Source organism: Caballeronia sp. LZ001 (assembly GCF_031450875.1).
GTDB lineage: Bacteria > Pseudomonadota > Gammaproteobacteria > Burkholderiales > Burkholderiaceae > Caballeronia.
The window spans coordinates 4,392,906-4,406,760 of sequence record NZ_JARTVX010000004.1 but is presented as its reverse complement, the minus strand read 5'-3'; the positions used below and the strand labels follow the sequence as shown (position 1 = coordinate 4,406,760).

13 protein-coding genes are annotated in these 13,855 nt (G+C 62.4%); 4 read left to right on the top strand and 9 right to left on the bottom strand.

Annotation, left to right across the window (positions count from 1 at the left end; genetic code table 11):
• The first annotated feature begins 18 nt into the window (after window positions 1-18).
• Window positions 19-2,721 (top strand): DNA mismatch repair protein MutS, encoded by a 2,703-nt coding sequence (gene mutS, locus P9292_RS31650; RefSeq protein ID WP_309962909.1) that lies wholly within the window; start codon window positions 19-21, stop codon window positions 2,719-2,721.
• Window positions 2,708-4,042, top strand: a complete 1,335-nt coding sequence (locus P9292_RS31645; protein ID WP_309962906.1) for a hypothetical protein — start codon at window positions 2,708-2,710, stop codon at window positions 4,040-4,042. Before mutS ends, P9292_RS31645 begins: the two co-directional genes overlap by 14 nt.
• Window positions 4,043-4,093: 51 nt before the next feature.
• Here P9292_RS31645 and P9292_RS31640 read toward each other — a convergent pair whose 3' ends face one another.
• A complete protein-coding gene (locus tag P9292_RS31640; protein ID WP_244825571.1) occupies window positions 4,094-4,639 on the bottom strand; it encodes a peptidylprolyl isomerase in 546 nt (181 codons plus the stop codon).
• A gap of 33 nt (window positions 4,640-4,672) precedes the next feature.
• On the opposite strand from P9292_RS31640, the gene P9292_RS31635 reads away from it, so the two are divergent.
• The gene (locus tag P9292_RS31635; RefSeq protein WP_309962904.1) at window positions 4,673-5,920 is read left to right on the top strand and encodes a cupin domain-containing protein; all 1,248 of its coding nucleotides are present in this window, start codon (window positions 4,673-4,675) and stop codon (window positions 5,918-5,920) included.
• Window positions 5,921-6,189: 269 nt separating this feature from the next.
• Window positions 6,190-6,444 carry a hypothetical protein gene (locus P9292_RS31630; protein ID WP_244825575.1) on the top strand — a complete coding sequence of 85 codons (255 nt, stop codon included), beginning with the start codon at window positions 6,190-6,192 and terminating at the stop codon, window positions 6,442-6,444.
• Window positions 6,445-6,555: 111 nt separating this feature from the next.
• Here the strand turns inward: P9292_RS31630 and P9292_RS31625 are convergent, their stop codons facing one another.
• The 8 genes from P9292_RS31625 to P9292_RS31590 form a co-directional block, all read right to left on the bottom strand.
• A complete protein-coding gene (locus tag P9292_RS31625; protein WP_250465174.1) occupies window positions 6,556-7,329 on the bottom strand; it encodes an MBL fold metallo-hydrolase in 774 nt (257 codons plus the stop codon).
• A gap of 27 nt (window positions 7,330-7,356) precedes the next feature.
• Window positions 7,357-8,499, bottom strand: coding sequence for an outer membrane protein assembly factor BamC (gene bamC / locus P9292_RS31620; protein WP_244825578.1), 1,143 nt, complete (start codon window positions 8,497-8,499; stop codon window positions 7,357-7,359).
• Between the two features lie 172 nt (window positions 8,500-8,671).
• Window positions 8,672-9,577: a 4-hydroxy-tetrahydrodipicolinate synthase gene (dapA, locus tag P9292_RS31615; protein ID WP_309962902.1), complete on the bottom strand. Its 906-nt coding sequence runs from the start codon at window positions 9,575-9,577 to the stop codon at window positions 8,672-8,674.
• 63 nt (window positions 9,578-9,640) lie between these two features.
• On the bottom strand, window positions 9,641-10,237 hold the full coding sequence (locus P9292_RS31610) for a class I SAM-dependent methyltransferase (RefSeq protein WP_309962900.1): 597 nt from the start codon (window positions 10,235-10,237) through the stop codon (window positions 9,641-9,643).
• Window positions 10,237-11,439, bottom strand: a complete 1,203-nt coding sequence (locus P9292_RS31605; RefSeq protein WP_244825581.1) for a tryptophan--tRNA ligase — start codon at window positions 11,437-11,439, stop codon at window positions 10,237-10,239. The genes P9292_RS31610 and P9292_RS31605 overlap by 1 nt, the downstream gene beginning before the upstream one ends.
• A gap of 4 nt (window positions 11,440-11,443) precedes the next feature.
• Complete coding sequence (locus P9292_RS31600) at window positions 11,444-12,109, bottom strand: site-2 protease family protein (protein WP_244825582.1); 666 nt, start codon at window positions 12,107-12,109, stop codon at window positions 11,444-11,446.
• A 104-nt stretch (window positions 12,110-12,213) separates the two neighbouring features.
• Entirely contained in the window at window positions 12,214-12,843 is a 630-nt protein-coding gene (locus tag P9292_RS31595) for an L-threonylcarbamoyladenylate synthase (RefSeq protein ID WP_244825584.1), read from the bottom strand.
• A 108-nt stretch (window positions 12,844-12,951) separates the two neighbouring features.
• Window positions 12,952-13,794, bottom strand: a complete 843-nt coding sequence (locus tag P9292_RS31590; RefSeq protein ID WP_250465179.1) for a 3',5'-nucleoside bisphosphate phosphatase — start codon at window positions 13,792-13,794, stop codon at window positions 12,952-12,954.
• Window positions 13,795-13,855: the final 61 nt, after the last annotated feature.

The window sequence follows — 13,855 nt, the reverse complement described above, 5'->3', positions numbered from 1 at the left end:
GCACTTACCGCACGCAAGATGGGCAATCAAACGGCAACTCCCGAACCTTCTTCCAATGCAGCGGCCGCGCTTCCGGCGGATATCGCGCAGCACACTCCCATGATGCAGCAGTACTTGCGCATCAAGTCGGAGCATCCCGGCACGCTCGTCTTTTATCGTATGGGCGACTTCTACGAGCTCTTTTTCGACGATGCCGAGAAAGCCGCGCGCCTGCTCGACCTCACGCTCACGCAACGCGGCACGTCGAACGGCAATCCAATCCGCATGGCGGGCGTGCCGCATCACGCATGCGAGCAATATCTCGCCAAGCTGGTGAAGCTCGGCGAATCGGTGGCGATCTGCGAGCAAATCGGCGACCCGGCGACATCGAAAGGACCGGTCGAACGCAAGGTCATGCGCGTGGTCACGCCCGGCACGCTGACCGACGCGGCGCTCCTCGCCGATAAAAGCGACGTCTATCTGCTTGCGCTCTGCCCCATGCACAACCGGCGCGGCGTGGTGACGAGCGTCGGCCTCGCGTGGCTCAATCTCGCGAGCGGCGCGCTGCGGCTCGCGGAAGTCGCGCCCGAGCAAGTGAGCACGGCGCTCGAACGCATCCGTCCGGCGGAAACGCTTATCGCGGATACCGTCACCGACACGCGCGCTTCCTTCGGCGTGACGAATCTCACGGCGACCACGCGCGTGCCCGCATGGCATTTCGACGTTAGCTCCGGCACCAAGCGTCTCGGCGAACAACTAGATGTAGCGAGCCTCGACGGCTTCGGCGCGCAGACCCTCACCTGCGCGTGCGGCGCGGCGGGTGCGCTGCTCATCTACGCGGCCGCCACGCAAGGCCAGCAGTTGCGCCACGTGCGCAGCCTGAAGGTGGAATACGAGTCGGAGTACATCGGGCTCGATCCTTCCACGCGCCGCAATCTCGAACTCACCGAGACGTTGCGCGGCACGGAATCGCCCACACTGTTCTCGCTTCTCGATACCTGCTGCACGACCATGGGCAGCCGTCTGTTGCGTCATTGGCTGCATCATCCGCCGCGCGATACGTCGATTGCGCAGGCGCGTCAGCATGCCATCGGCGCATTGCTCGATGCTCCCGCCGCGAGCGGTCTCGACGCGTTGCGAAGCGCGTTGCGCAAGATCTCGGACATCGAACGCATCACGGGGCGTCTTGCGCTGTTGTCGGCGCGTCCGCGCGATCTGTCGAGCCTGCGCGATACCTTCGCCGCCCTGCCCGATCTGCGCGCCTTGGTGGCAGCCGTGCCCGCGCAGACGACGGCGCTCGTGCGCATTGGCGAAGCGCTCGAACCGCCGCGCGAGTGTCTCGATTTGCTCACGGCCGCGATCGCGCCCGAGCCTGCCGCACTGATCCGGGACGGCGGCGTAATCGCGCGCGGCCACGACACGGAGCTCGACGAGTTGCGCGACATTTCGGAGAACTGCGATCAATTCCTGATCGATCTCGAAACCCGCGAACGCGCGCGTACCGGCATCACCAATTTGCGCGTCGAGTTCAACAAGGTGCATGGCTTCTATATTGAAGTCACGCGCGGACAGACTGACAAGGTGCCCGACGACTACCGGCGCCGGCAGACGCTCAAGAACGCCGAGCGCTACATCACGCCCGAACTCAAGACTTTCGAGGACAAAGCGCTTTCGGCGCAAGAGCGGGCGCTCGCGCGTGAACGCTTGCTTTACGACGCGCTCTTGCAAAATCTGCTGCCATTCATTGCAGATTGTCAGCGCGTCGCGGCAGCGCTCGCCGAACTGGATCTGCTCGGCGCTTTCGCCGAACGCGCGCATGCGCTCGACTGGGTCGCGCCCGAGTTCGCCGCGGGTGCGGGCATCGATATCGAACAAGGGCGGCATCCCGTGGTCGAGGCGCAGGTCGAGCAATTCATCGCCAACGACTGTTGCCTGTCGCAAGAGCGCAAGCTCTTGCTCATCACCGGTCCGAACATGGGCGGCAAGTCCACCTTCATGCGGCAAACGGCGTTGATCGCGCTCATGGCTCACGTCGGCAGCTACGTGCCGGCGAAGCGAGCACGCTTCGGCGCGCTGGACCGCATCTTCACGCGAATCGGTGCGGCGGACGATCTCGCGGGCGGGCGCTCGACGTTCATGGTGGAGATGACCGAAGCAGCCGCCATTCTCAACGACGCGAGCGCGTCCAGCCTCGTGCTGATGGATGAAATCGGGCGCGGCACGTCCACGTTCGATGGCCTCGCGCTGGCATGGGCCATCGCGCGCCATCTGCTCACGCATAACGGCTGCTACACGCTCTTCGCCACGCACTACTTCGAGCTCACGCAACTGCCCACGGAGTTTACGCAGGCGGCCAACGTGCATCTTTTGGCCGTCGAGCACGATCATGGCATCGTGTTCCTGCATTCGGTCAATGAAGGTCCGGCCAATCAGAGTTATGGTCTGCAAGTCGCGCAACTGGCTGGCGTGCCGTCCGCGGTGATCCGCGCGGCGCGCAAGCATCTCGCGCATCTGGAGCAGCAGTCCATCGGCCAGCCGACACCGCAATACGATCTCTTCGCGAGCCCGGCTTACCATTATGAAGACGAGCCGGAAGCATCGCCGGTTCACGCGCCGCCCGAGCATCCCGCACTCGATAAGCTGCGTTCACTCGATCCGAACGGGTTGCGTCCGCGCGATGCGCTCGAACTGCTGTTCGAATTGCACGACATGGCGAAGTCCGCGGCGGATGACGCGCGTTGAGCGCCTCTCGGCGGGCAATCTAATGCGCGCGTTCTGCGCGGCGGCACTGCTTGGTGCCGCGCTCACGCACGCCCACGCTCAAGGCGAAGACAACGGGCCGCTGACCTTCGCCGTCATTGCCGATTCTCTTTCGCGTCCCGCCGACGAAGCGCCCGTGCGGCAAATGCTCGATGCCATCGGCCGCGATCGGAATCTGGCGTTCATCGTCTATGACGGAAATCTGAAGGGACCGGCCGAAGCATGCCGCGACAGCGTGTATCAGTCGCGCCACGATCTTCTCGATGCATCGCGCGCGCCGCTCATCATGCTGCTCGGCGAACACGACTGGGCCGATTGCGGCTCGGCGCGCTCAGGCTCATACGATCCGGTCGAACGGCTCGATTTCGTCCGTCAGCAATTTTTCGGCGATGCAGGCTCACTTGGACAGAACCCGCTCACGCTCGCACGCGAAAGCGATGTCGCGCGCTTTCGCTCATTCCGCGAGATCGTGCGTTGGCAAGCGAACGGCGTCGCGTTCATCGGACTCAATGCGCCGAGCCCGAACAATCACTACCTGACGGCCGGCGGGCGCAACGGCGAGTTCGAGGATCGCGCGGTGGCGACCACGTTCTGGCTCGAACATGCGGCGGAATCGGCGCGACGTTCGGGCATGCGCGCGCTCGTCGTGCTCATGCAGGGCGATCCGGATTTCGCGCGCTATGAAAAGCGCGATCGTTTTGCATGGCTGCGCTTTTCGCGCACAAACCCGGTACGCGACGGCTTTCTCGAACTGAAGCGCAGCCTCGTGAAAGCGGCGGAGACGTTTCGCGGACCGGTGATCGTCATTCATGGCGGCGACGCCAGCGAGCCGAGCGGCTTTCATATCGATCAGCCCTTGCACAACGACAAGGGATTGGTGGTGACGAATCTCACGCGGGTTGCCATTGCGTTGAAGAAACCGCAGACGCAGTGGCTCGAAGTTCAGAGCGATGCTTCTTGGCATCCGCCATTCCGGCTGCGCGTGCGCAACGTGAGCGATGTCCGCAAGCGCGACAGCAACGATCAGCAAAACGAAGCACCTGCGCAATCGAGCGGTTCGTCTGCACCACTGGGTGCGTCTTCTTATGCGGCGCCCATCGTGCCGCCAACCACGCCGCCCGCCTTGCCGCGCGATGACCTCCCCGCTCCGTTGCCCGCGCCACCTTCCTTACCGCAGCCGCCTGCATCGGACCTGCCACCGGTCTTCACGCCGCAATCCATGCCGCCATTGTTTCCATTGCCGGCATCGGGCGTACAGAACGGTGCAGCGCCTCAAGGCTCGAACGAAAGCAATCGATATTAAAAAAAAAGCGCAGCAAGCGCTGCGCTTTTCGGACTGCATCAAACAAGATGATCAGTGCAGCGTGGGGCCCGCGTCTTTCGGCGGCTCTTCGTCATCGTCTTCGTCGTCGGCCACTTGAAGGCCGTCCGCGCCATGCGCGTGCTGATGCACGATTTCGTCTTCCGTGGCCGTGCGCACTTCCTGCACCGACAATGCGAAGCGCAGCGCCATGCCTGCGAGCGGATGATTGCCGTCGAGCACGACCTTGTCTTCGGCAACGTCGGTCACCGTATAAATGAGCGAGTCGAGTTCGTCGTCGGCGTCTTCGGGCGTGCCTTCGAACTGCATGCCCACTTCGAGCGGCTCGGGGAAACGGCTGCGTTCCTCGATCTTCACGAGTTCAGGGTCGTACTCGCCGAATGCATCTTGCGGCTCCAGTTGAATGGACGTTTCATAGCCGGGTTCGCGACCATCGAGCGCTTCCTCGATCTTGGGGAACGTGCCATCATAGCCGCCGTGCAGATAGACCATCGGCTCGTCGCTTTCCTCGATCAGATTGCCTTGTGCATCCGATAGCTTGTAAGCGACCAGAACGACAGTGTCTTTCGCAATTTTCATTGGATCCTCCAAGATACAAGCCTCGATTATACGATGCCCAAGCGGCCACCTGAAGCAACACCCATCCCCGATTCCAGCCTGCGTCCCAACATGCACAAGCCTGGCGCACCGTTACCCGACGAGCCTACGCCTCTGTTGGGCAACCGCACGCCGCGACAGTTCATGCGGCGTTACTGGCAGAAGAAGCCGCTCCTGATTCGCCAGGCGTTCCCCGGCATGAAGGCGCCGCTGTCGCGCGACGAACTCTTCGAACTCGCCGATCTCGACGACGTCGAATCGCGCCTCATCACGCATTTTCGCAATACGTGGAACATGGAGCACGGACCGTTCGCATCCGACGAACTGCCGGCCGTCAAGAAGCGCGAATGGACGCTGCTCGTGCAAGGCGTGAACCTGCATGACGATCGCGCCGCCGCGTTGATGAACTGCTTTCGCTTCATCCCCGATGCGCGTCTGGACGATCTCATGATCTCCTATGCGACGGATGGCGGCGGCGTTGGCCCGCACTTCGACTCTTACGATGTGTTCCTGCTTCAAGTGCATGGCAAGCGCCGCTGGCGCTTCGGCGCACAGCGCGATCTCTCGCTAAAACCCGACATGCCGTTGAAAGTTTTACAGCACTTCGAGCCCGAGGAAGAATGGGTGCTGGAGCCGGGAGATATGCTGTATCTGCCACCTCATATCGCGCATGACGGCATCGCCGAAGGCGAGTGCATGACTTGCTCTATCGGCTTTCGCGCGCCTTCCACGCGAGAACTCACGGCGCAGTTCCTCTATCACCTAGCCGAACGCATGGGCGATACACCGGCGAACGCAAAAGCGCAGGCGCGCTATCGCGATCCGCAACAGGAGCCGGTTACGAAACCCGCGCTTTTGCCGCAGCTTCTGCTCGACCGGGTTGGCTCGATCCTTGCGCATATCAAATGGACCGAAAAGGATATCGCGGCGTTTTTAGGCAGTTATTTGAGTGAGCCGAAAGCGAATGTCGTTTTTGATCCGCCGGAGCGTGCGCTTAATCAGCAAAAGTTTGTAGAGCGCGCGAAGAAGGCAGGTTTAACGCTCGACCGTAAGACTATTCTGCTCTATGACAAGACGTCTTATTTTGTTAATGGCGAGGCCGAAGCGTTAACTGCAAGGGCTAAAAAGTGGCTTCCCGAACTGGCCGATGCACGCTGCCTTGAAGGGAAACGCTTTGTAACACTTACAGATGATTCTTCAATGACATCGCTGCTGCACGAATGGTATTGTGCGGGCTGGATTAAGCTGGACTCTTTGATCTGAATTGCTTGACAGCCAATGCGCCGCCAAGTATTTGCGGAACTAATTGTTTTGCTGTCCCGCAATATGAAAATTTGTATGAGAAAGACAACGTATCGGCCCCCGATTTATCGACGGTCGCGTCGAAAGTGCCTATAATTTCCGGCCAAGCCGTAGGATGTCTCACAACAAAAAAATATTGTGGGGCTCCACAGCGGCCCAGGTCGGTGTTGGAGCACACATTACCGGTACTTTGCGCTGTTGCTTACCTTTAACCATAAAAGGACGTGATCATGAAGAAATCCCTCCTCGTAGCATCCCTGTTGGCTGCTGTTGCTCTTGCTGCATGCAACAAGTCTAGCGATTCGGCTGCTCCGAGCGCTGCAAGCGATACGTCGGCTGCTTCGGCACCGGCGGCTGCTGCTTCGGACGCAAACGCTGCAGCATCGAGCGCTTCGGCCGCTGCAAGCGACGCAGCTTCGGCTGCTGGCGCAGCATCGGACGCTGCCGCTTCGTCGGCTGCCCCGGCTTCGGGCGCAAGCCAGTAAGGTTGAGTCCTTACTTAGTGCGGGCTGCTTCATCGCAGCTTGCATGCAAAAAAACCGGCTTTTGGGCCGGTTTTTTTGTGTCTGCGTTTTCTGTGCGAGTTGCTTAGATAATCAAAGCGCGAGCCAATCGAACCCTTCGGTCTGCGTTGCAACGACGACATCCACCGCCGACGCACCCACTACGCCAGCGAGCGCAGCCTGCGCCAGATGCGGCAGATTGTTTTGCTGACTGAGATGCGCGGCAACCAGATGACGCAACTTCGAACGGTCGAGCGCCGCGAGAATCGCAGCAGCGGCGTCATTATTCAGGTGTCCGTGCGTTCCGCCGATGCGCGCCTTCAACGAAGCCGGATAGCGGCTTCCCGCGAGCATTTCGATATCGTGATTGGACTCGAGCACAAGCGCATCGCACCCGCTCAACACGTTCAGAATGTGCGGCGTCGACACACCCACGTCGGTTAGCACGCCGAGACGGCTTGCGCCGTCCGAAAACACGTACTGCAAGGGCTCTCGTGCGTCGTGCGGCACCGTGTAAGGCAAGAGGCTGATATCGCCGATGGCGACGCTCTCATCGCCCCACAACACGTTGAGCTGAACGTTCGCTTCGTCGGCGCCGCATGCGCGAGCCGTGCCCCAACTCATATGCAATGGAATGGACCACTTGCGCGCAAGCGTCAGCGCGCTGCCGATATGATCCGTGTGTTCATGCGTGATGACGATGGCATCGAGCTCGTCCGCGCGGCAGCCGAGCCGCGCGAGCCGGCGCTCGGCTTCCTTCGCGGAGAACCCGCAGTCGAGCAGCACGCGCGTGGTGGTCGTGCCGCTCGTCGCCTCGACGAGCAATGCATTGCCTTCGCTACCGCTGCCGAGGCTCGCAAATCTCACAATGTGTCCATGTCGATGCGCGAATATTCAGTTCAACTGCGCGTGCAGCAAGGACACGATACGCTGCGCATCCGACGAATTGTCCGGCTGGCCGTTGGCGTCTACCACGGCGATCTGCGTAAGCGCATCCGCCTTCGGCTTCACGTTGACGAAGAACTGGCGTGTAGGCATGGGCGTGTTGCTCGAAAACAGCTTGCCGAAGAAACCTTCCTTCTTCAGCTCCGCCATGGAGTCCGAATAATGCACGTAGTAGAGACCCTTCGCGCGGTCGCGATTGTCCACCGTGAAGTTGGTGCGATCGAGCGCGAGGCCCACGCGCAGCCACGCGCGATCGAACGGTTCCGCCAGATCGAGTGTCGAGCCGCCCGCGGCTGAATCGACCGCGACTTTCGCGCCCGCCGGACGCGCCTGCGTCACGAGCTTCTTGCCCTGGTCTTCGGTCAGGCCGAACTTCTGCATGATCTTCACGAGAATCGCGGCTTCGAGCGCCGGATTGCGCGGACGCGTTTCCCAGCGCGACGAAGTCTTGTCCTGACCCGTCAGCACTTCTTCCATCGCGCTATGCGTGACGTTGATGTCGGTCGAGCCGTCCGCCGCGCGATCCACTTGCGTGCGGAACATGTCGCGCGTACCCGACGAATATGCGAAGTCGATCAGCTTGCCGACGCTCTTTCTGAACCAGTCGTCCGGAATGTTCGCGCGATTCTCGGCCCAGTCGGTCGCCATGATGCCGGTCTGCGGCGAGTCGGTCTTGAGCGTAAAGCCGTTCTCCGTCCAGAACTCCTGCAGTTGCGGCCAGACTTGGTCGGGCACACGGCCGTCGACGACGAGCCAGCGGCGGTCGCCATCGCTTTCCACGTGCATGCCGTACGGATCTTGCGCTGTCGGCACGCCGAGCGTGGTGTTGCCGGCCGGCGTGACCGAACGCGCGGCGGTGCCGCCGAGCGTGTTTTCCTTGGGCGGCGCGGCGTAACGCTGGCTGATGTCGGCGGTGGAAAGATCGGACGGCACGGCCAACGCGGGCGCGGTCTCAGCAGCCTTGTAGTTGACGCGGTCCGGCGCGAGCCAGTCGTTGAGCGTATCGCAGCCGGCAAGCGCGAAGACGGCGCTGACGCCGAGTGACAACACGCTCAGGCGTTTGGCTTGAGTAAGAAGAGCGGAACGGTTCATGAGGTCCTTCTTTGCTGCTGATGACGCATTGCCTCGCGTCGTTCCCGCGTTATTCGTGCGGGCCGACGGGGCCAATGAACGGCGGTTGATGACTGATGAAGTGGCTCATTTCGATCACTTGCGGCGGTGCTGGCGTCTCGATGATTTCGATAAGGTCGCCCGCCGCGCCTGATCAGGCGAGCAGCCCGGTTTCGCGCAACGCGTCGCGCACCACGTCGTGGTAGCGCTCGTCGAGCGGCGTGAGCGGCAGACGAATGCCGCCTTCCATGCGGCCGAGCGCTTGCAGCGCCCACTTGGCCGGAATCGGATTCGCTTCGCAGAAGAGTTGCTTGTGCAGCGACAGCAAGCCGAGATGGATACGGCGTGCGGTGATGGCGTCGCCTTCGAGCGCGGCGCGGCACAACTGTCTCATGGCCTTCGGCGCGACGTTGGCCGTCACCGAGATGTTACCGTGGCCGCCGAGCAGCATGAGCGCGATGGCGGTGGGATCGTCGCCGCTATAGATCGAGAAATGCGCCGGCGCGTGCTTGATGAGATGCGCCGCACGATCGATATTGCCGGTGGCTTCCTTCACGCCGATGATGCCCGGCACTTCGGCAAGACGCAGGATGGTCTCGTTGCTCATGTCGGCCACGGTGCGGCCCGGCACGTTGTAGAGAATCACCGGCAGGTCGACGGCTTCCGCAATCGCGCGGAAGTGGCGGTACATGCCCTCTTGCGTCGGCTTGTTGTAATACGGAACGACTTGTAGCGTGGCATCGGCGCCGACCTTTCTGGCCTGCTTCGACAGCTCGATGGCCTCTGCCGTCGAATTGCCGCCCGCGCCCGCGATGATCGGGAAGCGCTTGGCCGTATGCTCGACGGCCGTCTGCACCATCAGCACGTGTTCTTCCACCGACAAGGTGGCGGACTCGCCGCTCGTTCCGACTACGACCAGTCCATTCGAGCCTTCCGCGACGTGCCAGTCGATCAGCTTTCGAAACGCCGGCAAATCGAGACTACCGTCCTCGTGCATCGGTGTGACGATGGCAGGAATGCTGCCGCGGATCTGGATGCCGCCAAGTGTTCCGTTTGTCATGAAACTCTATGAATTTAATCGAAAATTTAGTCGCAAAAAGCGCGATACCGCGATTGTAGCGGATTAGCCGGTCAATTCGTAACGTGGCCAACCCGAGGGTGTGTTACCGGTTGTGTCCTCAATCGCGCCGGCTTTTGCGGGCTCTGGAACGAGTACAGCGCAGATTCGTTGCACGAAGGCAGGATGCGGAGCATCGACGAAACCGTCTTCATACGCGATCACGCGCAGACGGCCGCGCACGGCTTCGAGCAACTCGCCAGGTTCGAGCAGAAACGCAGGATTGGACGGTTTACCGACGGTTTGGTTGCCGGCCGCGAAGGTTTCGTAGATAAGCGCGCCGCCCGGCGCGAGCGCATGAATCAGATGCGTGAAAAGCGGACGATGCAGGTAGCGCGTAACGACGACCGCCCCGAACGTCCGGCCGCCAGCCAGCGGCCACGGCGCGCCTTCGAGATCGGCGCACAACGTCGCGATGTCGGGCAGCGCGGACATGGAGGCGAGCGCATCGGCGTCACGGTCGACGGCCAGTACCGCGTGCCCGCGCGCCGCGAGCCAGCGCGCGTGGCGGCCGCTTCCGGATGCGACATCGAGTACCGAAGCGCCGGGCGCAATGAGATGCGTCCAGCGCGTGACCCACCCGCTCGGCGTGCCAGCGTCCATCAGTTGTAGGACAGGCCCATTGCCTCGCGTACGTCGCGCATGGTTTCGACGGCGAACTTGCGTGCCTTGTCGCAACCGTCCGCGACGATGGCGCGCAACAGCGAAGGATCGTCCATGTACTTCTGCGCGCGTTCGAGCATGGGCTGCTGCTCGCGCAAGATGCCTTCGATCACCGGTTGCTTGCAGTCGAGGCAACCGATTCCCGCGCTGCGGCAGCCCTTTTGCACCCACTCGTGCGTGGCTTCGTCGGTATACACCTGATGCAGTTGCCAGACCGGGCACTTGTCCGGATCGCCCGGATCGGTGCGTCGCACGCGAGCCGGATCGGTCGGCATGGTGCGCACTTTCTTCGCGATGGTCTCGGCGTCCTCACGCAAGCCGATGGTGTTGCCATACGACTTCGACATCTTCTGGCCGTCGAGACCCGGCATGCGCGACGCTTCCGTCAACATCACTTGCGGCTCGACGAGAATCAGCTTGCGCGCGCCTTCCAGATAGCCGAACAGGCGCTCGCGATCGCTCATCGACAGGCTCTGCGATTCCTGCAGCATCGCGCGGGCTTGTTCGAGCGCTTCGTCATCGCCTTCCTGTTGATACGCCACGCGCAATTCGTGATACAGCTTCGCGCGCTTGCCGCCCAGCTTCTTCGCGGCTTCGAGCGCCTTCTCCTCGAAATCCGGTTCCTTGCCGTACAGATAGTTGAAGCGGCGCGCGATCTCGCGCGTCATCTCCACATGCGGCACCTGATCTTCGCCGACCGGCACGAGCGAGGCGCGATACAGCAGAATGTCCGCCGCCATCAGCACCGGATAGCCGAGAAAGCCGTAAGTGGAGAGATCTTTCTCGCGCAGCTTTTCAATCTGTTCCTTATAGGTCGGCACGCGTTCCAGCCAGCCGAGCGGCGTGCCCATGCCGAGCAGGAGCGACAGTTCCGCATGCTCCGGCACGCGGCTCTGAATGAAGAGCGTGGCCTGCGCCGGGTCGATACCCGACGCGAGCCAGTCGATCAGCACTTCCCAGACGTTTTTCTCGATGACCTCGGGCGTCTCGTAGTGCGTCGTGAGCGCGTGCCAGTCGACCACGGCGAAGAAACACGGGTATTCGGACTGCAGCCGCACCCAGTTTTTCAGCACGCCGTGATAGTGGCCGAGATGCAGCGAGCCGGTCGGCCGCATGCCGGAGAAGATACGGTCAGGGAACATGGTTTTATGGGAATAGTGAAGCGAAGGGATTCAGTATGGCCGATACCGCCGCGTAACCGACGCCGACGAGCGGACTCAGCCAGTAGCGTGTGAGCACGCCCGTCACGACCAGCGCCATCACGATGAAGAAACCGTAAGGTTCGAGCTTCGAAAACGCGATCGACGCGCGTACCGGCAATAGCGCCATGAGCACGCGGCCGCCATCGAGCGGCGGCAGCGGAAAGAGATTGAGCACGCCGAGCACGAGATTCACGCCAACGCCAGCGGCCGCCATGCGCGTGAAGAACGGTTCGTCGACATTGAAAGCCGCGAGCAGCACCGCGATCACGCCCCACAGGAGCGCCTGCACGAAGTTGCTACCGGGACCCGCCGCTGCGACCCAGAGGCTGCCCCAGCGCGGATTGCGCAGATTGCCGAAGGCCACCGGCACCGGTTTCGCGTAGCCGAACATGAACGCGCCGCTCGTCACGAAATAAAGCACGATGGGAATCACGATAGTGCCGATGGGATCGATATGCCGCATCGGGTTCATCGAGACACGGCCGAGCACGTAGGCCGTGTTGTCGCCGAGCAGACGCGCGGCGTAGCCATGCGCGGCCTCGTGCAGGGTGATCGCGAAGATCACCGGGAGCGCGTAGACCGCGATGGTTTGTATCAGGGAAGCATCCATAGGGCGGTATTGTATCAAGCAGGCAGGCGAGAGCAGACGAAGGCGGGGCGATGCCAAGCGCCGCGCCGGCGGTTTGTGCAGGATTTAAGCGCGTGGACGAAAACTTACGCGGCGAGACCGAACGGTTCCAGACTACCGCGTCCCGCGCGCACGAGCACGGGTTCGCCGCCGGAAAGATCGATGACCGTCGAGGGTTCGGCCGGGCAAGCGCCTGCATCGATCACGAGTTCGATCTGCTTTTCGAGCCGTTCGCGGATCTCCTCCGCGTCGTTGAGCGGTTCCGTGTCGGGCGGCAGGATCAGCGTAGAGCCAAGCAGCGGCTGCCCCAGCGCTTCGAGCAGCGCCAGCGTGATGGCGTGATCCGGCACGCGCAGCCCGATTGTCTTGCGCGACGGATGCGACAGCCTGCGCGGCACTTCCTTGGTCGCCTGCAGCACGAACACATAAGGGCCTGGCGTCACGGACTTGATGAGCCGGTACTGCGTGTTGTCGACCATCGCGAAATTCGACAGCTCCGAGAGATCGCGCACGAGCAGCGACAGCAACTGCTTGTCGTCGATCCCACGAATCCGGCGCAGACGCTCGACCGCCGTCTTGTCGTCGAGATGGCAGGCGAGCGCGTAGCTCGAATCGGTCGGCAGCGCGACGATCCCGCCATCGCGAATGATCTGCACAGCCTGATTGATGAGCCGCGGCTGCGGATTGTCGGGGTGAATCCGAAAAAATTGAGACATGACGATGCCTTCTTGTTCGCTCGTGCCCGCAACGCCACGCGAGCGCCCAGGCGTGCCGCGCGTACGGAAAATTCGGATGACGCAGGGAGCACGAGCCGTGCGGACGCCTTACAGCCAACGCTCCCAAACCGGCGTGAGATCGTCCGGCAACGGCGGCAACTGACCGAGATCGACGCGCCCTTCCCCCGCGCCGTGGAAGTCGGAACCGCGCGAGGCTTCGAAGCCGTAACGACGCGCGACATCCGCATATTCGCGATACTGATCCGGCGTGTGGCTGCCGGTGACGACCTCGATGGCGCGGCCGCCGAGCTGGATGAATTCGTCGAAGAGCGCGGCGAATTCGAGCGGGCTGTAATCGTAACGCCCCGGATGCGCGATGATCGGCTCGCCGCCCGCGTTGCGAATCCATTTCACCGTGTCGGCGAGTTTCGCCCAGCAGTGGCCGACGTAACCCGGCTTGCCCTCGCCGAGATAGCGCGCGAACACGTCGGACGTGGTCTTGGCGTAGCCTTCTTCCACCAGGAAGCGCGCGAAATGTACGCGCGAAATCATGTCGGGGTCCTCGGCATGGCGCAGCGCGCCTTCGTGCGCGTTCGGAATACCGACTGCCGCCAACGCTTCGCCAATCGCCACGCCGCGCGCCGCGCGGCCGTTACGCGTGGCTTCGAGCCCGCGCTGCAGTTCCGCGTTGTCCGGATCGACATTCATGCCGACGATGTGAACCGTGCGCCCCGCCCACGTCACCGAAATCTCGACGCCCGGCAAATAGCCCATGCCGAGCGCCTCGGCCGTCTCGCGCGCTTCGCGCTGGCCGCCGAGCTGATCGTGATCGGTGAGCGACCATAATCCGACGCCGCCGGCGTGCGCGCGCGCCGCGACCTGCGCAGGCGCGTACTGGCCGTCGGAGACGGTGGAATGGCAGTGCAAATCGGCGTTGATCGTCGGCTTCATGATTTTTAACATTTTACTGTAACGGCATGACGTGCTGGTGATGCCGTTGCGCCTGGCCGCG

What these genes read in the sequence shown, in the direction of transcription:
- mutS (WP_309962909.1), top strand. Translation starts at nt 19, where the DNA reads ATGGGCAATCAAACGGCAACTCCCGAACCTTCTTCCAATGCAGCGGCC.
- P9292_RS31645 (WP_309962906.1), top strand. Translation starts at nt 2,708, where the DNA reads ATGACGCGCGTTGAGCGCCTCTCGGCGGGCAATCTAATGCGCGCGTTC.
- P9292_RS31640 (WP_244825571.1), bottom strand. Translation starts at nt 4,639, where the DNA reads ATGAAAATTGCGAAAGACACTGTCGTTCTGGTCGCTTACAAGCTATCG.
- P9292_RS31635 (WP_309962904.1), top strand. Translation starts at nt 4,673, where the DNA reads ATGCCCAAGCGGCCACCTGAAGCAACACCCATCCCCGATTCCAGCCTG.
- P9292_RS31630 (WP_244825575.1), top strand. Translation starts at nt 6,190, where the DNA reads ATGAAGAAATCCCTCCTCGTAGCATCCCTGTTGGCTGCTGTTGCTCTT.
- bamC (WP_244825578.1), bottom strand. Translation starts at nt 8,499, where the DNA reads ATGAACCGTTCCGCTCTTCTTACTCAAGCCAAACGCCTGAGCGTGTTG.
- dapA (WP_309962902.1), bottom strand. Translation starts at nt 9,577, where the DNA reads ATGACAAACGGAACACTTGGCGGCATCCAGATCCGCGGCAGCATTCCT.
- P9292_RS31610 (WP_309962900.1), bottom strand. Translation starts at nt 10,237, where the DNA reads ATGGACGCTGGCACGCCGAGCGGGTGGGTCACGCGCTGGACGCATCTC.
- P9292_RS31605 (WP_244825581.1), bottom strand. Translation starts at nt 11,439, where the DNA reads ATGTTCCCTGACCGTATCTTCTCCGGCATGCGGCCGACCGGCTCGCTG.
- P9292_RS31600 (WP_244825582.1), bottom strand. Translation starts at nt 12,109, where the DNA reads ATGGATGCTTCCCTGATACAAACCATCGCGGTCTACGCGCTCCCGGTG.
- P9292_RS31595 (WP_244825584.1), bottom strand. Translation starts at nt 12,843, where the DNA reads ATGTCTCAATTTTTTCGGATTCACCCCGACAATCCGCAGCCGCGGCTC.
- P9292_RS31590 (WP_250465179.1), bottom strand. Translation starts at nt 13,794, where the DNA reads ATGAAGCCGACGATCAACGCCGATTTGCACTGCCATTCCACCGTCTCC.